The sequence below is a fragment of the Streptomyces sp. NPDC051987 genome, assembly GCF_040680735.1.
Taxonomy (GTDB): Bacteria; Actinomycetota; Actinomycetes; order Streptomycetales; family Streptomycetaceae; genus Streptomyces.
In genome coordinates this window covers 1-18527 of sequence record NZ_JBFAXI010000049.1, presented here as the reverse complement: position 1 = coordinate 18527, position 18527 = coordinate 1, and the positions used below count along the sequence as shown (strand labels likewise).

Below are 18527 nucleotides of genomic sequence, written 5' to 3'. Positions count from 1 at the left end.
TCCGCGGCGGCTCTCAGCCGGCGGTGAAGGCGGTGTACTCGTCGGCGGAGAGCAGCTCGGCCGGCTCCTCCGTGACGCGCACCTTGAACAGCCAGCCGCCCTCGAAGGGGGCCGAGTTCACCAGCGAGGGGTCGTCGACGACGTCCTCGTTGACCGCGGTGATCTCACCGGTGACCGGCGCGTACAGGTCGGACACCGACTTGGTCGACTCCAGCTCGCCGCAGGACTCGCCCGCGGTCACCGTGTCGCCGACCGCCGGGAGCTGGACGAAGACGACGTCACCGAGCGCGTTGGCCGCGTGCTCCGTGATGCCGACCGTGGCCACGCCGTCCTCGGCGGCCGTCAGCCACTCGTGCTCCTTGCTGTAACGCAGCTGCTGGGGGTTGCTCATGGCCTGAATTCTCCTGTACGCGGGGGAGTGCTGGTGAATGGGGGACTGCTGGGAACGCTTGTGACCAGCGGCGATGTGCGCCAGGTCACGCCCGGTGGCGGGTGCCGACGCCGGTAGCGGCGGTCACTTCTGACGCTTGTAGAAGGGCAGCGGCACGACCTCGTACGGTTCGTGACTGCCCCGGATGTCCACGCCGACGCCCGCCGTGCCCGGCGCCGAGTGCGCCGCGTCGACGTACGCCATGGCGATCGGCCTGCCCAGAGTGGGGGAGGGGGCACCGGAGGTGACCTCGCCGACGACCTCGCCGCCGGCCACCACCGAGTACCCGGCGCGCGGCACCCGGCGCCCCTCGGCGACCAGGCCGACGAGCACCCGCGGCGGGTTCTGCGCCGCACGGGCGGCGGCCTCGGCGAGCGCCGCGCGCCCCACGAAGTCGCCCTCCTTCTCGAACTTCACCACCCGGCCGAGCCCGGCGTCGAAGGGGGTCAGCTCCGTGGTCAGTTCGTGGCCGTACAGCGGCATGCCCGCCTCCAGGCGCAGGGTGTCCCGGCAGGACAGCCCGCACGGCACCAGGCCCACCGGGGCGCCCGCCTCGGTCAGCGCCTGCCACAGCTCCACGGCGTGCTCCGGCTTCACGAACAGCTCGAAGCCGTCCTCGCCGGTGTAGCCGGTGCGCGCGATCAGCGCCGGCACGCCCGCGACCGTGCCGGGCAGGCCGGCGTAGTACTTCAGGCCGTCCAGGTCGGCGTCGGTCAGCGACTTCAGGATCCCCGGCGCCTCCGGTCCCTGGACCGCGATCAGGGCGTACGCGTCCCGGTCGTCCCGCACCTCGGCGTCGAACCCGGCGGACCGCTCCACGAGCGCGTCGAGGACGACCTGGGCGTTGGAGGCGTTGGCGACGACCAGGTACTCGGCCTCGGCGAGCCGGTAGACGATCAGGTCGTCCAGGATGCCGCCGTCCGCGCGGCAGATCATGGTGTAGCGGGCGCGGCCGACGCCCACGGCGGCGATGTCGCCGACCAGGGCGTGGTTCAGCAGCTGGGCCGCCTGGGGCCCGGTCACGGTGATCTCGCCCATGTGGGAGAGGTCGAAGAGCCCGGCCCTGGTGCGCACCGCGACGTGCTCGTCGCGCTCGGAGCCGTAGCGCAGGGGCATGTCCCAGCCGGCGAAGTCGGTCATGGTCGCGCCGAGCGAGCGGTGCAGGGCGTCGAGCGCGGTGTGGCGCAGTGCGGCGGAATCGGTACTGCTCATCGGTCGGTCGTCTCCCGGAGGTCCCAAGGGCATGACAGGCGAGGTCTGTCCTCCCCATCTGTCATCGGAACCTGAGAGGTTCGCCCTGACCACGAACGTGGGCACGGCTTGCACCTTGGGTGGAGCCACTGACACAGCGGCCCGCTTTTCAGATGTGCCTCGCCCGCGCGGTAACGGGGCCTGAGAGATTCAAGGGAGGGACTTGCTCCTTCGGCGCCCCAGCGACGACGGCTGGGGACTCTCCCGCGCGGATTCAAGCGGCCGGTATGCAGTTGGCGCGGACATCATTGCACGCCGCCCGGCCGCACGGCAGCCGGACTCGGTTCCCGCCGCTGTGACACGGCTGTGGCACGCCGCGCACCGAACCGCGAGACATCGTGCATTACCTTCTCTTTACATTAAGTGGGGAGAACCTTTCCTGAACCCCCAGGGAGGACGGTCACGGTGACAAGGACCACGGCATACGCGACGACCACGGGCGTCGCCCTGCCCCAGCAGCGGACGGCCCGGACCCGGGAGCGCTGCGGAGCGGGCCCCGCGCCGGTCGTCCGCGACCTGCGCGACCGCGCCGGGCACAGCCCGCACGGACTGCTCTTCGGCGCCCGTGATCTGGTGGTGGTCACCGGGCTGCCCGGCAGCGGCAAGTCCACCCTGATGCACCGCACCGTCCAGGGCCTGCGCATCGACTCCCAGGACACCCGCGACCGCTGGGACGCCCGCCTGGCCCGCCTCCTGCCGTACGCCGTCTACCGCCCCCTGGTCCGCCTGGCCCACTACGCCGGGCTGCGCCGGGCCCTCGGCACCGGCGAGGGCGTGGTCGTGCACGACTGCGGGACCCAGGCCTGGGTCCGCGACTGGCTGGCCCGCGAGGCCCGCCGCCGCGGCGGCACCCTGCACCTGCTCCTCCTGGACGTCACCGCCGGCACGGCGCTGGACGGCCAGCGGGAGCGCGGCCGGGGCGTCTCCCGGTACGCCTTCCTGCGCCACCGCCGGGCGGCCGGCCGGCTGCTGCGCGCGGTGGAGAAGGGCGACCTGCCCGCGGGCGTCGGCTCGGCGGTCCTGCTGGACCGGGCGGCGGCGGACGCACTGCGCCGGATCGCCTTCGCGTGCTGAGACCGCCGGCCCGTCCCGAACCGGCTGGTGGGGTGGCGTCGTCGGTGCCACCCGCTAGCCTTTCCACCCTCAGCAGCGGTTTCCAGCAGGTGGTAGGCAGATGGACTTCCCGGCGGACATTCCCGCGGACTTCCCGGCACAGGCGCACCCCCACCCCCACGGCGGGTGGCCCGGCAACGAACTGGAGGAGGTCCTGTCGGCCTCCCTCGGCGTGCCCGCGGCGGCGGGCCGGCTCATCGAGGTACTGGGCCGGAGCTTCCTGTGGATCCCGCTGCCGGAGGGCGGCGGCCCGCACAGCGGCCCGCTGGACCTGCCCACCACGCAGATCGAGGGCCAGGTGTACGTGCCGGTCTTCAGCTCCGAGGAGCAGTTCCGCCTGGTCGCCGGCTCCCACCTTTCGTACACGATCGCCCCGGCCGTCGAGTTCGCCCGCGGCCTGCCCCCGCAGGTCGGCATCGCCGTGAATCCCGGCGGGGTGGTCGGTCTCCCGCTGCCGCCGGGAGCGGTCGCCGAGCTCTGCCGGACCGGGCGCACCGAGCTGGACGGCCCCGCCTCCGGCGGCCGGGTCCGCCTCTTCGAACCGGACTGGCAGGACGAGCCGATGGACTTCCTGGCCGCGGCGTCGGCGGAGTTCGCGGCGATCGGCGTGGTCGCCTCGGCCCGCCGCTGCCTGGCCGCGATCGAGACGGCGGACCCGGTGATGTTCGTGGGCGTCGAACTCTCCCAGTGGGAGGGCGACCTGCGGGCCCTGCCCCTGGACGCGCTGGGCAAGGCACTGGGCCGGGCCCCGGTGCAGTGGCCGGTGAACCTGGTGCTGCTGGACGTCGCGGACGACCCGGTGGGCCACTGGATGCGCGAACACGTCCGGCCCTTCTACCAGTACGGCCACTGAACGCGCCCGTCAGGGGCGCGGGACCGGATCGGTGGGCGGGCTGCGCCACGTGGGTGCGGCCGGCCATCGCGTGGGCGCGGCCGGCAACCGCGTGGGTGCGGCCGGTCACCGCGTGGGGGCGGCCGGCCACCACGAAGCCGCACCCGCGCACGGACAATCGGCCCCGGCCCCCTGGGCGCATAAGCTGTCTCCGAACGCGGGGCAACCCTCATACGCGGGGTAACTCAATGAAGGGGCGGTAACACGTGAGCGCCAGCGGCACCGCGGCGACCGGACAGGTCGAGCACATGCTGCGCCAGGTAACCCCCGGGCGCTACGACGCCTATGAGGCACTCCTCCGCGCCCTCGCCACGCCCTCCTCCGGCCAGATCTGGATGCTGCTCTGGCACGGCCAGGCCGGCTCCCCCGACGCCCAGTACGGGAACATGGAGGTCGACGGCCACGGCTACGCCCCGTGCGTGACCTCGGCCCAGGAGCTCTCCGCGAGCGGCTGGAACCGGTCGTACGAGGTCGTCGACGGCATCGACGTGGCCCGCACGCTCTACCCCGACCACTTCGGTCTCTGGCTCAACCCGCACGCCCCGGGCGGCGGCGTCGGCATCCCCTGGCTCGACCTGCGCCGCATCGCCACCGGCCTGGACCGCCAGCCGGCCGGTCCGCTGCGGCTCACCGAACCGGCCGTCGAGGTCCCGCAGTTCTACGCCCTGCTCACGCAGAACGCCCACCGCACCCCCGCGGTCCGCTCGCTGCGCCGCGCGTGGGTGCAGCCGGCGCTCGGCGCGCCGTACCTCGCGATCGGCCTGGACGTGTACGACACGTCGCCGCCGGCGGTGGACTCGGTGCGGGCGATGATGCAGCAGTCCATCGGGGCGGTGCCGGACGGGCTGCCGGTGTCGACGGTGGCGATGACCGACGAGTACGACCCGGTCGTGATGTGGATGCGGGCGACGGCACGGCCGTTCTACGACCGCGAGGCCCACGCGGCACTGCCCCCGGCGCCGGCGTCGGGGTACGGGTATCCCCAGGCACCCAGCGCCTTCTGACAGCGCTGTGCCCGCCTCTCGTCCGAGAGGCGGGCACAGTTGTCACGGGGTCACGGCTTGGGAGTGCACTGCGACTTCCCGACACACGTGGAGTAGAAGATCTTCGCGGTGACGGCCTGGAAGACACCGTAGTCCTTGTCGACGACGGTCTTGCAGTTCACTCCGTAGTGCGCCTTGACTATGTGGAACTTCTGAAATTCCACCTTCGGCGTGATGTAGCCGTAGCGCTTTCCAGGAACGCTGAGGTTGTGTTCCACGGAGATGCCCGTGGTGTTCGACTTGGATACCGTGTAGTTGGTGTTCCCGTTGATTTCGGCCACGGCGACCTTGACGCTCAGGCCGCCCCCGGTGGTCCAGCCGGACGTACGCGACTTGGTGATGCTGAGGGTGTACTTGAGCGTCGAGGTCTGCGAGCTGGAGTTGTACGCGCCCACGGCGCCGCCCGATGCTTGGTAGTACCGCGGGCCCACCGTGTCGATGTCCCAGAAATGTCCGGTGCCGCAGTTCCCCCGGTGCGCCTCGGTCGCGGAGGCGGACGTCGGCACCGCCAAAGCGGCACCGACCAGAATTACTGCGGTGGCCGCGGCACGGCCGGTCATTCCGATGCTTGTCATTCTGTTTTCCCCGTTTCCCCTTGCAGTCGCGGTTCTTCCGCTGACGGGGCATGAAGTTATCGCCGTGGCGTGTGCGCTACAAGCGAGAAAAGGGGAACGTGAAAGGGGTTCCTCAAGGCATCCTCAAATTGGTCTTGTGGAATCCCGGTTCCGGATGGTGAATGCCGCGATTGTCGGTCCTGTGACGGGGTGTGAATCGCTCACGGTCAGGCAAGGTGGGGCAAGCATCCACCGGATTGTGGTCTGCATCACACACCTCTGGCGGATGGTTCAATGGTGGGGTTGAGTCCGGGGGGAGTCTCTGCGCGTAGATGAGGGAAGTTGGGCAGCCTGTGTGACGACTTGTCGCATTTGAACCTGTCCGACATGCGTTACCCGTCGTTCGGATAACGAAACACCTTGCTCGTATCACGGTTGCGCATCCATTCGCCGTCAACTCTGGTAACCGGTCGCCGCAGCGTTGAAGACTCGCGCTCCAAGGGGTGTTCATCCCTGCCCAGGAGAGAGTGATCATGCCGCTACCAGCGGCAAGTGCAAGCCGGCTACCGCCGGTTGAGAGGGGTCCCTGCCAGATGACGGCACCATTGCACGAGCCGACCGCAGAGGCGGCCCCGAGCGCGGCCGAAGAAGCGGCGGCTGCCAACGCCGGCGACAAGGCCGTGCAGGGACGTTCCCTGGGCCGGATCGCCTGGGAGCGGCTCAAGCGCGACAAACTCGCCCTCTCGGGCGGTGTCGTCGTGCTTCTCCTCATCCTGGTCGCCGTCCTCGCCCCAGTGATCGCCAACCTGATCGGGCAGGATCCGGACACCTTCCACGAGAGCCTGATCGACCCTCTGTTCGGCACCCCCAAGGGGTCGTTGGGCGGCATCAGCGGCGACCACCTGCTCGGCGTCGAGCCCGTCAACGGCCGCGACATCTTCGCGCGGATCCTCTACGGCGCCCAGATCTCCCTCCTCGTCGGCTTCCTGTCCGCGATCGTCGCCGTCGCCCTCGGCACTGTCCTCGGCATCCTGGCCGGCTTCTTCGGCGGCTGGGTGGACTCGGTGATCAGCCGTGTCATGGACGGTCTGCTGGCCTTCCCGCAGCTGCTCTTCATCATCGCGCTGGTCTCCGTGATGCCGAACGACATGCTGGGGCTGAGCGGATCCAGTGTGCGTGTGTTCGTGATGATCCTCGTCATCGGATTCTTCGGCTGGCCGTACATCGGACGCGTGGTGCGCGGACAGACCCTCTCGATGCGTGAGCGCGAGTACGTCGAGGCCGCCCGATCGCTGGGCGCCGGGCGCTTCTACATCCTTTTCAAGGAACTGCTGCCCAACCTGGTCGCGCCGATCATCGTCTACACGACGATGATGATCCCCACCAACATCCTCACCGAGGCGGCACTCAGCTTCCTGGGTGTGGGCGTCAAGCCGCCCACCTCCTCCTGGGGGCAGATGCTCTCCACGGCGATCGACTACTACGACTCGGACCCCATGTACATGGTCGTCCCCGGCGTGGCGATCTTCATCACCGTTCTGGCCTTCAACCTCTTCGGCGACGGCGTGCGAGACGCGCTGGACCCGAAGGGCTCCCGCTGAACCGCCTTACCCAAGCGTCCCGTGCCCATCTACACGGGGTCTCTCATCAAAACCGGAGGATCCGAGATCGTGACTACCCAACGCACCTCAGGGCGGCGTAAGCAGGCGCTGGCCGCTGCTGCTGCGGTCGCCGGCATGCTGGCCATGGCGGCGTGCGGCGGCGGCAACAGCGACGACAGCGGTTCGAAGAACGGCGCGGCCGGCTTCGACGCGGCGAACAACAAGGTCGCCCAGGCCTCGCTGGTCAAGAAGGGCGGCGAGCTGAAGTTCGTCTCCCCTCAGGACGCCGACTTCTGGGACACCACGCGCGGTTACTACGGCTTCATGTGGGACTTCTCGCGCTACTACAGCCGTCAGCTGCTCACGTTCAAGACCGAGCCGGGTGCCGCGGGCGCCGAGCTCACGCCCGACCTGGCCACCGACATGGGGCAGGTCTCGGCCGACGGCAAGACGTACACGTTCCACCTGCGTGACGGGATCACCTGGGAGGACGGCAAGACCATCACCTCCCAGGACATCAAGTACGGCATCGAGCGGGTCTGGGCGCAGGACGTGCTGTCCGGCGGCCCGATCTACCTCCAGCAGATGCTCGACCCGAAGAACACCTACAAGGGTCCCTACAAGGACACCTCGGCGGACCATCTCGGCCTGAAGGCGATCTCCACGCCCGACGCCAAGACGATCGTCTTCCATCTGCCCGTCGCGAACTCGGACTTCCGGCAGGTCCTCGCCATGGTCACGGCGTCCCCGGTCCGTCAGGACAAGGACACCAAGGCGAAGTACACGCTGCACCCCTTCTCCTCCGGTCCGTACAAGTTCCAGTCGTACAGCCCCGGCAAGAAGCTGGTGCTGGTCCGCAACACCAACTGGAAGGCGTCGTCCGACCCGGTGCGCAAGGCGTACCCGGACAAGATCTCGCTGACGATCTCCTCGAACCAGTCCGACATGGACCAGCGCCTGATCAACGGCGACTACGACATCGACGCCAGCCAGACGGGCCTGGGCCCGCAGGGCCGCACCATCGCCCTGAAGCAGCACAAGGCCAACCTGGACAACCCGGTCTCCGGCTTCATCCGCTACGCGGTCTTCCCGCAGAGCGTCAAGCCGTTCGACAACATCGAGTGCCGCAAGGCGGTCATCTACGCGGCGGACCACGTGTCGCTGCAGACCGCGCGCGGTGGCCCGATCGCCGGTGGCGACATCGGCACCAACATGCTCCCGCCTGCCATCGCCGGCGGCGAGGGCCAGAAGTACGACCCGTACCAGATCTCCGGTGCCAACAAGACCGGCAACGACGACCTGGCCAAGAAGGCGCTGAAGGCCTGCGGTCAGCCGAACGGCTTCAAGACCACCATCGCCGTCCGCAACAACAAGCAGCAGGAGGTGGCCACGGCCACGTCCCTGCAGGAGGCCCTGAAGAAGGTCGGCATCCAGGCCGACATCTACCAGTACGACGGTTCGCAGACCTCCGGCATCATCGGCTCCCCCTCGAACGTCGCGAAGAAGAAGCTCGGCATCATCATCATGGGCTGGGGCGCGGACTTCCCGACCGTCCAGGGCTACGGCGCCCCGCTGTGGGACAGCAAGTACATCCTGCAGAGCGGTAACAACAACTTCGCCCTGATCAAGGACAAGACGATCGACGGGCTGTTCGACCAGTACACCACCCAGCAGGACGAGGCGAAGAAGACGCAGATCGCCACGGAGATCAACCACAAGGTCACCGAGGGCGCGTACTACCTGCCCTTCACGTTCGAGCGACTCCTGAACTGGCGCTCCTCGCGTATCGGCAACGTGTACACGACGAACGCGTACAGCGGCTACTACGACTTCGTCAACATCGGTCTGAAGTCCACGAAGTAATCCCGGCACACCCGCCGTACGGCACGAAAGGCAGGTGAAGGCCGGCGCGGCAGGACTGTGGGCCACCGGAAGACCTCCGGTGGCCCGCGTCCCGCGGCGGGCCGTTAGCTGTGCTCGCTTACCTCATCAGGCGGCTGTTCGCCGCCGCAGTGATGCTGGTCGTCATCATCCTGGTGGTCTTCAGCATCTTCTTCCTCGTCCCCAAGTGGGCGGGCGTGGACATCGCCACGAGCTTCGTGGGCAAGCAGGCCGACCCGCACGCCGTCGCGGCGGTGCGGGAGAAGCTGGGTCTGAGCGACCCGATCTTCGTGCAGGTCTGGCACTTCTTCAAGGGCATCTTCGTGGGCCGCACCTACGCGGCCGGCGGTGACGTCACCCACTGTGCCGCGCCGTGCTTCGGCTACTCCTTCCGTAGCGAGCAGGCCGTCTGGCCGGTGCTGACCGACCGCTTCCCGGTGACCCTGGGTCTCGCGCTCGGCGCCGCCGTGCTGTGGCTGGTCTTCGGTGTCGCGGCGGGTGTGCTCTCCGCGCTCAAGCGGGGCAGCATCTGGGACCGCACGGCCATGGTGGTCGCGCTCGGCGGTGTGTCCCTGCCCATCTACTTCACTGGTCTGCTGTCGCTGGCGGTCTTCAGTTACGGACTGAACTGGATCAACGGCCAGTACGTGCCGTTGGCCCAGAGCTTCTCCGGCTGGCTCGGCGGCATGATCCTGCCCTGGATCACCCTCGCCTTCCTCTACGCCGCCATGTACGCCCGCATCACCCGCGCCACCATGCTGGAGATCCTCGGTGAGGACTACATCCGCACGGCACGCGCGAAGGGCCTCAAGGAACAGGTCGTCATCGGCAAGCACGCCATGCGCTCCACGATGACGCCGATCCTGACGATGCTCGGTATGGACCTCGGTGCTCTCATCGGCGGCGCCATCCTGACCGAGACGACGTTCAGCCTGCCCGGTCTCGGCCAGGCGGTGCTCACCGCCATCAAGAACCAGGACCTTCCCATCATCCTGGGCGTCACCCTGATCACTTCTCTCGCGGTGCTGATCGCCAACCTCGTGGTGGACATCCTCTACGCCGTGATCGACCCCCGAGTGAGGCTGTCATGACCGAATTGAGCAAGAGCGGTGCGGCCGTGGGCGAGCCCACGAGCGCCTCGCCCGCTCCGACGTCGTTCCTGGAAGTACGCGACCTGAAGGTGCACTTCCCGACCGACGACGGTCTGGTCAAGTCCGTCGACGGGCTGTCCTTCCAACTGGAGAAGGGCAAGACCCTCGGCATCGTGGGCGAGTCGGGTTCCGGCAAGTCGGTGACCTCGCTCGGCATCATGGGCCTGCACACCGCCGGGCAGTACGGCAAGCGCAAGGCGCAGATCTCCGGCGAGATCTGGCTGGACGGCACCGAGCTGCTGAGCAGCCCGCCGGACGAGGTGCGCAAGCTCCGCGGCCGCCAGATGTCGATGATCTTCCAGGACCCGCTGTCCGCGCTGCACCCGTACTACACGATCGGCCAGCAGATCGTGGAGGCGTACCGCATCCACCACGACGTGGACAAGAAGGCCGCCAAGCGGCGCGCGGTCGAGATGCTCGACCGGGTGGGCATTCCCCAGCCGGACAAGCGGGTGGACAGCTACCCGCACGAGTTCTCCGGCGGTATGCGCCAGCGTGCGATGATCGCGATGTCGTTGGTCAACAACCCTGAACTGCTCATCGCGGACGAGCCGACGACGGCCCTGGACGTGACCGTCCAGGCGCAGATCCTCGACCTGATCCGGGACCTGCAGAAGGAGTTCGGCTCCGCGGTCATCGTCATCACCCACGACCTGGGCGTCGTCGCCGAACTCGCGGACGACATCCTGGTGATGTATGGCGGCCGCTGTGTGGAGCGCGGGCCGGCCGAGAAGGTGTTCTACGAGCCCCGCCACCCCTACACCTGGGGTCTGCTCGGCTCGATGCCGCGTCTCGACCGTGAGCAGCAGGAGCGCCTGATCCCGGTGAAGGGCTCTCCGCCCTCGCTGATCAACATCCCGTCCGGCTGCGCCTTCAACCCGCGCTGTCCGTACGCGGACGTCCCCAAGGACAACGTCACCCGCACGGTCCGCCCGGAGCTGACCGAGGTCGGCGGCCGGCACTGGGCCGCCTGCCACATGACGCAGGAGCAGCGGGAGCGGATCTGGACCGAAGAGATTGCGCCGAAGCTGTGAGCGAGAACCCCAAGGACACCGCAGTGACCATCCCTGCGCAGAGCGCCGCTTCCGCCGCGGGCACGGCCCAGGGCGAGACCCTGCTCAAGGTGACCGGGCTCCAGAAGCACTTCCCGATCAAGAAGGGTCTGCTCCAGCGGCAGGTCGGCGCCGTGCACGCGGTCGACGGGCTCGACTTCGAGGTCAGGGCCGGTGAAACCCTCGGTGTCGTGGGCGAGTCCGGCTGCGGCAAGTCGACGATGGGCCGGCTGATCACCCGGCTGCTGGAGCCGACCGGCGGCAAGGTCGAGTTCGAGGGCAAGGACATCACGCACCTCGGTGTCGGCGGCATGCGTCCGCTGCGCCGCGACGTGCAGATGATCTTCCAGGACCCGTACTCCTCGCTGAACCCGCGCCACACCATCGGCACGATCATCGGAGCCCCCTTCAAGCTCCAGGGCGTGACGCCGGAGGGCGGGATCAAGAAGGAGGTGCAGCGGCTGCTGTCGGTGGTCGGTCTCAACCCCGAGCACTACAACCGCTACCCGCACGAGTTCTCGGGCGGTCAGCGCCAGCGCATCGGCATCGCCCGCGCGCTCGCCCTGAAGCCGAAGCTGGTGGTGGCCGACGAGCCCGTCTCCGCGCTGGACGTCTCGATCCAGGCGCAGGTCGTGAACCTCATGGACGACCTCCAGGAGGAACTGGGCCTGACCTACGTCATCATCGCCCACGACCTCTCGGTCGTCCGGCACGTCTCGGACCGCATCGCCGTGATGTACCTCGGCAAGATCGTCGAACTCGCCGACCGGGACTCGCTGTACAAGGCGCCGATGCACCCGTACACCAAGGCGCTGATGTCGGCGGTGCCGATCCCGGACCCGAAGCGGAAGGAAGCCAAGAGCGAGCGCATCCTGCTCAAGGGCGATGTGCCCTCGCCGATCTCCCCGCCCAGCGGTTGCCGGTTCCACACCCGGTGCTGGAAGGCGACGGAGATCTGCCGTACGACCGAGCCGAAGCTTGTCGCGCTGAAGCCCGGACAGCAGGTCGCCTGTCACCACCCGGAGAACTTCGAGGACCAGGCCCCGCAGGACACCGTCCTGCTGACCGTGGCCAAGGAGGCTGCCGAACTGGTCGCCGACGAGGTCCTCGCGGAGTCGGCGCAGACGTCGGCGGCGGTCGCGGCGGAGACTTCTGCCAAGGGGGCCGATGACTCCGAGGGGATCACCGATGCCACCAAGGCGGAAGCGGGTGACCAGGAGTCGGCTGACGGGCCGAACTGAACGTTCACCGCACGACACGCGCCGGGACCGGCAGGGGTACCCCTGCCGGTCCCGGCCTGTTCCGCGCCTGGCGGAAGATCGCCCGGGTCAGCCCCAGACCAGCAGACGCCATGCCACGGAGGGCTTCACCCCGAGCCGCATCACCCGGTCACTGTTCGTCCCGGTGAATCCCGTGGTGTACGCCGCCGTGGCGTTGCACCCGGCCACGTCCAGGACGGAGCCGCCCGATCCGTCGGTCACCTTCGCGGCACCGGGCCCCAGGCAGATCAGGCGCAGCGTGACGGTGGAACCCGCCTTCGCCAGCGGCACGTCGAACCGCTCGGCGCCCCGCCCGCTCCGTGCCACCAGCAGTTTCCCCGACGGAACCGGAGACTTCAGAGATTCCATCGTCGGCAAGCTGGTTTCCGCGGGCGCCGAATCATGCACCGCCGTTCGATGCGTCGGCGGCTGCGCCGAGGAATCCGCGTCACCGCAGCCGGCCGCGGATATCAGAGCCGCGGACAGTACGGCTATGTGCGCCGCGCATTGCGGGAATCGGACGCCGGCGACAGAAATCATCCCTTGGTGCTCCAGAACGCCGGAATGTGGTACGGATATTTTGCGACGCCCTTACGCAGGACGACCCACTTGCAATTCGCGCCGTAGTGACCGACGTCCCAGTTCATCACCTTCCGGTCGGCGCCGGCGTGGAGGTATCCCTCCCGCCAGGAGGACGGCACCTTCCAGCTGTCCGAGTAGGAGACCGACGCCGTCATCGAGACCGCGATGGAGACGCTCACGCTTGCCTTGGCCTTGGCGAAGATGACGCCCTCTTCGGTCGATATGGCGCCGGTGACGGTGCCGGTGACCGATGTGCCCGCGGTGAGGGTGATGCCGAGGGTGTGCCCGCCCGGCGCACTGGAGGGCGGCACCATTCCGATCCGGTCGGAATGCACGTTGCTGGTTTCGTATACCGATTCCGTGCCGCAGTTGTCCGGATGCTTTGTTCCGGACGTGGCAGCCTGGGCCGAGGTCGTGCCCACGGCGATCAGAGAGAGCAATGCCGCGCCGACGGTCAGGGTTCTCGTGTACTGCTTCAAGATTCTGGCTCCTGGTCGAGGAGCGGGGGAGATCTGTCAACCACCCCGTGTGCTTGACTCCCCCGTAAGCGTGAACCTAGCGCCTGGGGTGTTGGTGCGACAGGAAAGCGGCGATCTCATTGCCATGGTTTTATTGATAACCTCAAATAAAGCTCAGATGGAATTCGGAATATCGGATTCTGTACCCCTATTTGGCGGAGCTGTCGTTTTGTGACGGATTGGCAAAGTCATGTACATGACTGAACCGGAAGGTGCAGGGTCGGGTGCATCTGCCTGATCGGAGCATGCACCGAAGGGACGACCCATGCGCCTCTCCCGTTCGGCACGTCTGGCGGCTGTCGCGACCGCGGCAGCCGCCTCCTTCGTCATCGCGGCCGCGCCCGCCCCCACCCCGGGCGCCGACGGCATCGGCGACCCCTACTTCCCCCAGCTGGGCAACGGCGGCTTCGACGCCCGCCACTACGACCTCGACGTGGCCTACGCCCCGGACACCGGCCGCCTCGACGGCCGCACGACGATCACCGCGCGCGCCACCCAGAACCTCTCCGCCTTCGACCTCGACCTGCAGAAGCTGGACGTCACCAGGGTCGAGGTGAACGGCAGACGCGCCCAGTTCACCCGCGCGGGCGACGAGATCACCGTGACGCCGAGGGACCCGCTCGCCAAGGGCCGGGAGTTCAGCGTCTCCGTCACCTACGGCGGGACACCCCTGCCCCTCAACGGCCCCATCGTCTTCGGCTCCGACTACGGCTGGATGAAGACCCCCGACGGCGTCTTCGTCGCCTGCGAACCCAACGCGGCCTCCACCTGGTTCCCGTCCAGCGACCACCCCTCCGACAAGGCCACCTACGACATCCGGATCAAGGCGCCCGAGGGCCTGACCGCGGTCTCCAACGGCCGGCTCGTCTCGACGTACGACAAGGGCGGTTCGACCTACACCCACTGGCACGAGGGCAGGCCGATGGCGACCTACCTCGCCACCGCCACCATCGGGAAGTTCGACGTGCGGACCGGGAAGACCCCCTCCGGCATCCCGATCTACGTCGCCATCGACCCCGTCCTCGCCAACAGCAACTCCGTCGACGTGTACGCCGTCACCGCCGCCGCCACCGACTACTGGTCGCAGCTCTTCGGGCCGTACCCGTTCGAGGAGACCGGGGCCATCGTCGACGACATGCCCGAGGCGGGCTTCTCGCTGGAGGTGCAGAGCAAGCCGGCCTACTCGGCGGTGCGCAGCGAGACGACGATCGTGCACGAGCTGGCCCACCAGTGGTTCGGAGACTCGGTGAGCGTGGCGCAGTGGAAGGACGTCTGGCTCAACGAGGGCTTCGCCACCTACGCCCAGTGGCTGTGGGCGGAGCACCAGGGCACCCGGTCCGCCCACGACTCGTTCCTCGCCGCCTACAACTCCCGGGCCGCCGACAACCCCTTCTGGCAGATCACCGTCGCCGACCCGCAGCGCGACACCATGTTCGCCTCGGCCGTCTACCAGCGCGGCGCGATGACCCTGCAGATGCTGCGCGAACGCATCGGCGACACCGCGTTCTTCAAGCTGCTCCCGGCCTGGACGAAGCTGCACCGCTACGGCAACGCCGACACCGCCGACTTCGTCCGCCTCGCGGAGCGGGTCAGCGGGCAGCAGCTGGACGACCTCTTCCGGACCTGGCTGTTCACCACAGGGAAACCCGCCCTGTGACCCTGGGTTTGTAAGGTGCAGGCACCCTGGCGGGTCACAATGTCAGGGTGCAGCTCCAGCAACTCTTCTCTCCCTCCGTCCAGCACACGCTCGACGTCATCGGCATCTTCGTGTTCGCCATCTCCGGCGCGCTGCTGGCCGTCCGCAAGAACTTCGACGTCTTCGGCATCGGCGTGATGGCCGAGGTCACCGCGCTGGGCGGGGGGATCTTCCGGGACGTGATCATCGGGGCCGTCCCCCCGGCCGCCTTCACGGACCTCGGGTACTTCATCACCCCGCTCATCGCCGCCCTGGTGGTGTTCTTCCTGCACCCGCACGTCGAGCGGATCCAGTCGGCGGTCCTGGTCTTCGACGCGGCCGGCCTCGGCCTGTTCGCCGTCAGCGGCACGACGAAGGCGTACTCCTACGGCCTCAACCTCACCGCCTCCGCCGCCCTGGGGCTCGCCACCGCGGTCGGCGGTGGCGTGCTCCGGGACGTGCTCGCCAACGAGGTTCCCTCGCTGCTGCGCTGGGACCGCGACCTGTACGCGGTCCCGGCGATCGTCGGGGCGACGACCGTGGTGCTGTGCATCCACTACGACGCGCTGAACCCGTTCACCAGCGGGCTCGCGGTCGTCACCGCCTTCGTACTGCGCCTGCTCGCGATGCGGTACCACTGGCGAGCGCCGCGTGCGTGGAACCGGCGCTCGACTGTTCGAGAGGAGTAGTGGAGCGGCCCCTGACGTGGCTCTGGCCCATGTTCACCGTGAGCCACTCGAACACCGTCGTCACCTGGGGCCGCCACAGCGCCATGTTGTGGCCGCCGTCGCTGCGCGGCAGGAACACCACGTGCACGGTGGTCGGCGCCTTGGCGATCTGTTCGAGCGCCACCCCGGCCTGGTAACCGTCACCGGACTCGCCGGACAGGTAGAGGGCGATCCGGGGCGGGCTGGCCGCCTTCCTCAGCAGCAGGTAGGGGTTGTTCTGCTCGCGCAGGGTCACGTTCTGCGCGGCGAGCGAGTTGCGTTCGCCGATCGGGTCGTTGTAGCCGGACAGGCTGACCGCGGCCCGGTAGCGGTCCGGGTGGGCGACGGCCAGCTTGACCGCGCAGTGCGCGCCGGCCGAGTAGCCGGCGGTGGCCCAGTTCGCCGGGGCGGGGGCGGCCCGGAAGTTGTCGGTCACCATCTTCGGGACGTCGATGCTCAGCCAGCTGTCGGCGTTGACCGTGCCCGGGATGTTGGCGCAGCCGGTGTCCACGCCGGCCATCAGGTTGGTGCGCGGCGCGACCAGGATGAAGGGCGCGACCCTGCCGCTCCTCATCAGCGGCTCCAGCTGCTGGGTCACCTTCATCGAGCCGAACCAGGCCTTGGCCGAGCCGGGGTAGCCCGGCAGCAGTTCCACGACCGGGAACCTGTGGTTCCTGTACTTCGGCTCGTTGTACTGCGGCGGCAGCCACACGTAGACCTCGGCGTTCACCCCGGAGATCCGGCCCTTGAGCTGGGTGACCCGCACTCCGCGCATGCCCGGTCCGCTGGCCGCGGCGAAGGTCTGCTTCACCTTGGGCAGCGTCTTCAGCGCTATGCCGCCGGTGCCGTCCTGGCCGAGGTTCGCGGCCTGCTGCACATGGTTGCCGGTACCGAGGAGGTCGGCCCAGTTGTCGTACAGGTTGTTCTCGTTGTTGACCAGTACGAAGATCAGCGTCACCGCCGTGGCCTGGGCGAACAGCAGCATCAGGACCCGGGCCGCGGTACGCACGACCTTGGGTCCCCGCATCCTCGACCACAGGAGGAGCGGCAGTATGAGGGCGACCACCGACAGGACGATGGACGTGTAGAGGAACGGAGTCCCGGTGAGGCTCATGTCCCCATAGAGGGGAATGAAGGGGCCCGGGTTACGGACGTGTCCGGACACTTACCTAGAAATTGCCGGAACCTCACTCGGTGGGGGGATCCCTTACCGGCGGGCACCCTGGTGCGTGGATCACAAAAGCTACCGCTTAGTAATCACTTCTTGTACTGTTCAGGCATGCCTGAAGCAGCATCCACGCGGGCCCTGATCGGCGACAGCGAGTTCGACCGCGACACCGCGGTGACCCGGCGTGCCCCCGGGGTCTACGACATCGAGCTCTCGGCCGGCTGGACCATCATCAACGCGGTGAACGGCGGCTACCTCCTCGCCGTGCTCGGCCGGGCGCTCGCGGACACGCTGCCGCACCCGGACCCGTTCACCGTCTCCGCGCACTACCTGACCGCCTCCCAGCCGGGCCCGGCCGTGATCCGCACGGACACCGTCCGCACCGGCCGCACCCTCTCCACCGGCCAGGCCTCGCTCTTCCAGTACGACGAGGAGGGCAACGAGGTCGAACGCATCCGCGTCCTCGCCTCCTACGGCGACCTCGGCGCCCTGCCCGACGACGTCCGCACGACAGCGGTCCCGCCCGCGTTCCCGGCCATGGCGCACTGCTTCGGCCCCGAAGACGGCCCGGCCCCGGTCGAGGGCAGTTCCGCCATCACCGAGCGCCTGATGCTCAAGCTGGACCCCGCCACCCTCGGGTGGGCCCTCGGTGCCCCCTCCGGCAAGGGTGAGATGCGGGCCTGGTTCGGCCTCGCCGACGGCCGGGACGCCGACCCGCTCTCCCTGCTCCTCGCGGTGGACGCGCTGCCGCCCACCGCGTTCGAACTCGGCCTCCAGGGCTGGGTCCCCACCGTCGAACTGACCGTCCACGTCCGCCACCGCCCCGCTCCGGGCCCGCTGCGCGTCTCGCTCACCACCCGCAACCTGGCCGGCGGCTTCCTGGAGGAGGACGCCGAGGTCTGGGACAGCGCCGACCGCCTGGTCGCCCAGTCCCGCCAACTGGCCCGGGTCCGTCTCGGCTGACCTCGCAACGTCCGTACCGTGTCACGGAATCGCACCAGCGGGTAGGCGGTGGTCGCCCGGGAAACCGCAGCTCGGAGCGGTCTCTTGGGTTTCCCGTTACCCGAATCACAGGCCGGGGACAGGGCGGTCCCAAGAGCGCCCTAAGTGCCGTTGGTTGAGTGCCACGCCTCAGGACTCCCTCATCCTCCACGGAGTTGTCTCTCATGAAGCGTGTACGCCTCGTCCCGGCCGTCGCTCTGCTCGCCGTGTCCCCGCTGCTGCTGACCGCGTGCGGTTCGAGCGACTCGTCCTCCTCCGGCACCGGCAACTCCGGCCAGGCGCAGTCCTGTCAGCGGCCGTCCGGGATGCCGGCCGGCAACGCGTCGGGCCGTCCGAGCGGCGCCCCCTCGGGCGCTCCCACCGGCACCGCCAAGCCGACCGGCACCCCCACCGGCATGCCGAGCGGCGCGCCCGCCGGCGGTCAGGGCGGCGGCCCCGGCGGCGGCTGCGGTGGCGGCCAGGGCGGTCCCGGTGCCGGCGGGGCGGCCCCCAGCGGCGCGCCGACCGTGCAGGCGACGAAGAGCTGACCGCAGGGGTCGTACGACAGGGGCGGGGGGGCGGGGGGCCGGGCGCGCCCCCCCCGCCCCCCGCGCCCCCCCCCGGCACCACGGGGGGGGGGGTGGCGACCGAGGGTGGGGGGGGGGGGGT

The 18527-nt window shown here is 68.9% G+C and carries 18 protein-coding genes and 1 riboswitch; of the genes, 12 read left to right on the top strand and 6 right to left on the bottom strand.

Annotated elements, in window-relative coordinates; all coding sequences use genetic code 11:
- Positions 1-13: 13 nt before the first annotated feature.
- Positions 14-391, bottom strand: coding sequence for a glycine cleavage system protein GcvH (gcvH, locus tag AB0M11_RS24930; protein WP_365709060.1), 378 nt, complete (start codon positions 389-391; stop codon positions 14-16).
- Positions 392-514: 123 nt separating this feature from the next.
- A complete protein-coding gene (gene gcvT, locus AB0M11_RS24925; protein WP_365709058.1) occupies positions 515-1642 on the bottom strand; it encodes a glycine cleavage system aminomethyltransferase GcvT in 1128 nt (375 codons plus the stop codon).
- A 158-nt stretch (positions 1643-1800) separates the two neighbouring features.
- Positions 1801-1898, bottom strand: a riboswitch (glycine riboswitch).
- A gap of 188 nt (positions 1899-2086) precedes the next feature.
- Here gcvT and AB0M11_RS24920 point away from each other — a divergent pair.
- The 3 genes from AB0M11_RS24920 to AB0M11_RS24910 all read left to right on the top strand — a co-directional run bounded on the left by AB0M11_RS24920 (position 2087) and on the right by AB0M11_RS24910 (position 4690).
- On the top strand, positions 2087-2755 hold the full coding sequence (locus tag AB0M11_RS24920) for an AAA family ATPase (protein ID WP_365709056.1): 669 nt from the start codon (positions 2087-2089) through the stop codon (positions 2753-2755).
- A 100-nt stretch (positions 2756-2855) separates the two neighbouring features.
- On the top strand, positions 2856-3647 hold the full coding sequence (locus tag AB0M11_RS24915) for an enhanced serine sensitivity protein SseB (protein WP_365709054.1): 792 nt from the start codon (positions 2856-2858) through the stop codon (positions 3645-3647).
- 245 nt (positions 3648-3892) lie between these two features.
- Positions 3893-4690 (top strand): enhanced serine sensitivity protein SseB C-terminal domain-containing protein, encoded by a 798-nt coding sequence (locus AB0M11_RS24910; protein ID WP_365709052.1) that lies wholly within the window; start codon positions 3893-3895, stop codon positions 4688-4690.
- 50 nt (positions 4691-4740) lie between these two features.
- Here the strand turns inward: AB0M11_RS24910 and AB0M11_RS24905 are convergent, their stop codons facing one another.
- A complete protein-coding gene (locus AB0M11_RS24905) occupies positions 4741-5304 on the bottom strand; it encodes a hypothetical protein (protein WP_365709050.1) in 564 nt (187 codons plus the stop codon).
- Between the two features lie 572 nt (positions 5305-5876).
- Between AB0M11_RS24905 and AB0M11_RS24900 the strand changes: the two genes are divergently transcribed.
- The 5 genes from AB0M11_RS24900 (at position 5877) to AB0M11_RS24880 (ending at position 12209) form a co-directional block, all read left to right on the top strand.
- Entirely contained in the window at positions 5877-6884 is a 1008-nt protein-coding gene (locus AB0M11_RS24900) for an ABC transporter permease (RefSeq protein ID WP_365709048.1), read from the top strand.
- Positions 6885-6953: 69 nt separating this feature from the next.
- Positions 6954-8747: an ABC transporter substrate-binding protein gene (locus AB0M11_RS24895; RefSeq protein ID WP_365709046.1), complete on the top strand. Its 1794-nt coding sequence runs from the start codon at positions 6954-6956 to the stop codon at positions 8745-8747.
- Positions 8748-8857: 110 nt separating this feature from the next.
- Positions 8858-9856: an ABC transporter permease gene (locus AB0M11_RS24890; protein WP_365709044.1), complete on the top strand. Its 999-nt coding sequence runs from the start codon at positions 8858-8860 to the stop codon at positions 9854-9856.
- Positions 9853-10950, top strand: a complete 1098-nt coding sequence (locus AB0M11_RS24885) for an ABC transporter ATP-binding protein (protein ID WP_365709042.1) — start codon at positions 9853-9855, stop codon at positions 10948-10950. Before AB0M11_RS24890 ends, AB0M11_RS24885 begins: the two co-directional genes overlap by 4 nt.
- Positions 10951-10973: 23 nt before the next feature.
- Complete coding sequence (locus AB0M11_RS24880; RefSeq protein WP_365709040.1) at positions 10974-12209, top strand: dipeptide ABC transporter ATP-binding protein; 1236 nt, start codon at positions 10974-10976, stop codon at positions 12207-12209.
- Positions 12210-12296: 87 nt separating this feature from the next.
- Here AB0M11_RS24880 and AB0M11_RS24875 read toward each other — a convergent pair whose 3' ends face one another.
- Together AB0M11_RS24875 and AB0M11_RS24870 are read right to left on the bottom strand one after the other, a co-directional pair.
- Positions 12297-12596 carry a hypothetical protein gene (locus AB0M11_RS24875; RefSeq protein WP_365709038.1) on the bottom strand — a complete coding sequence of 100 codons (300 nt, stop codon included), beginning with the start codon at positions 12594-12596 and terminating at the stop codon, positions 12297-12299.
- A 167-nt stretch (positions 12597-12763) separates the two neighbouring features.
- Positions 12764-13288, bottom strand: a complete 525-nt coding sequence (locus AB0M11_RS24870; protein WP_365709036.1) for a hypothetical protein — start codon at positions 13286-13288, stop codon at positions 12764-12766.
- Between the two features lie 304 nt (positions 13289-13592).
- Between AB0M11_RS24870 and AB0M11_RS24865 the strand changes: the two genes are divergently transcribed.
- Positions 13593-14984, top strand: coding sequence for a M1 family metallopeptidase (locus tag AB0M11_RS24865; protein WP_365709034.1), 1392 nt, complete (start codon positions 13593-13595; stop codon positions 14982-14984).
- A gap of 47 nt (positions 14985-15031) precedes the next feature.
- The gene (locus AB0M11_RS24860) at positions 15032-15691 is read left to right on the top strand and encodes a trimeric intracellular cation channel family protein (protein WP_351707400.1); all 660 of its coding nucleotides are present in this window, start codon (positions 15032-15034) and stop codon (positions 15689-15691) included.
- On the opposite strand, the gene AB0M11_RS24855 is transcribed toward AB0M11_RS24860, so the two are convergent.
- Entirely contained in the window at positions 15600-16823 is a 1224-nt protein-coding gene (locus AB0M11_RS24855) for an alpha/beta hydrolase-fold protein (protein ID WP_365709032.1), read from the bottom strand. The two genes, AB0M11_RS24860 and AB0M11_RS24855, sit on opposite strands and share 92 nt — an antisense overlap.
- 165 nt (positions 16824-16988) lie before the next feature.
- Between AB0M11_RS24855 and AB0M11_RS24850 the strand changes: the two genes are divergently transcribed.
- Together AB0M11_RS24850 and AB0M11_RS24845 are read left to right on the top strand one after the other, a co-directional pair.
- Complete coding sequence (locus AB0M11_RS24850) at positions 16989-17840, top strand: thioesterase family protein (protein ID WP_365709030.1); 852 nt, start codon at positions 16989-16991, stop codon at positions 17838-17840.
- A gap of 203 nt (positions 17841-18043) precedes the next feature.
- On the top strand, positions 18044-18406 hold the full coding sequence (locus AB0M11_RS24845; RefSeq protein ID WP_365709028.1) for a hypothetical protein: 363 nt from the start codon (positions 18044-18046) through the stop codon (positions 18404-18406).
- The last annotated feature ends 121 nt before the right edge of the window (positions 18407-18527 follow it).

Coding starts and splice junctions, on each gene's coding strand:
- gcvT (WP_365709058.1), bottom strand. CDS start 1,642: ATGAGCAGTACCGATTCCGCCGCACTGCGCCACACCGCGCTCGACGCC.
- AB0M11_RS24855 (WP_365709032.1), bottom strand. CDS start 16,823: ATGAGCCTCACCGGGACTCCGTTCCTCTACACGTCCATCGTCCTGTCG.
- AB0M11_RS24850 (WP_365709030.1), top strand. CDS start 16,989: ATGCCTGAAGCAGCATCCACGCGGGCCCTGATCGGCGACAGCGAGTTC.
- AB0M11_RS24875 (WP_365709038.1), bottom strand. CDS start 12,596: ATGGAATCTCTGAAGTCTCCGGTTCCGTCGGGGAAACTGCTGGTGGCA.
- gcvH (WP_365709060.1), bottom strand. CDS start 391: ATGAGCAACCCCCAGCAGCTGCGTTACAGCAAGGAGCACGAGTGGCTG.
- AB0M11_RS24900 (WP_365709048.1), top strand. CDS start 5,877: ATGACGGCACCATTGCACGAGCCGACCGCAGAGGCGGCCCCGAGCGCG.
- AB0M11_RS24885 (WP_365709042.1), top strand. CDS start 9,853: ATGACCGAATTGAGCAAGAGCGGTGCGGCCGTGGGCGAGCCCACGAGC.
- AB0M11_RS24905 (WP_365709050.1), bottom strand. CDS start 5,304: ATGACAAGCATCGGAATGACCGGCCGTGCCGCGGCCACCGCAGTAATT.
- AB0M11_RS24865 (WP_365709034.1), top strand. CDS start 13,593: ATGCGCCTCTCCCGTTCGGCACGTCTGGCGGCTGTCGCGACCGCGGCA.
- AB0M11_RS24845 (WP_365709028.1), top strand. CDS start 18,044: ATGAAGCGTGTACGCCTCGTCCCGGCCGTCGCTCTGCTCGCCGTGTCC.
- AB0M11_RS24915 (WP_365709054.1), top strand. CDS start 2,856: ATGGACTTCCCGGCGGACATTCCCGCGGACTTCCCGGCACAGGCGCAC.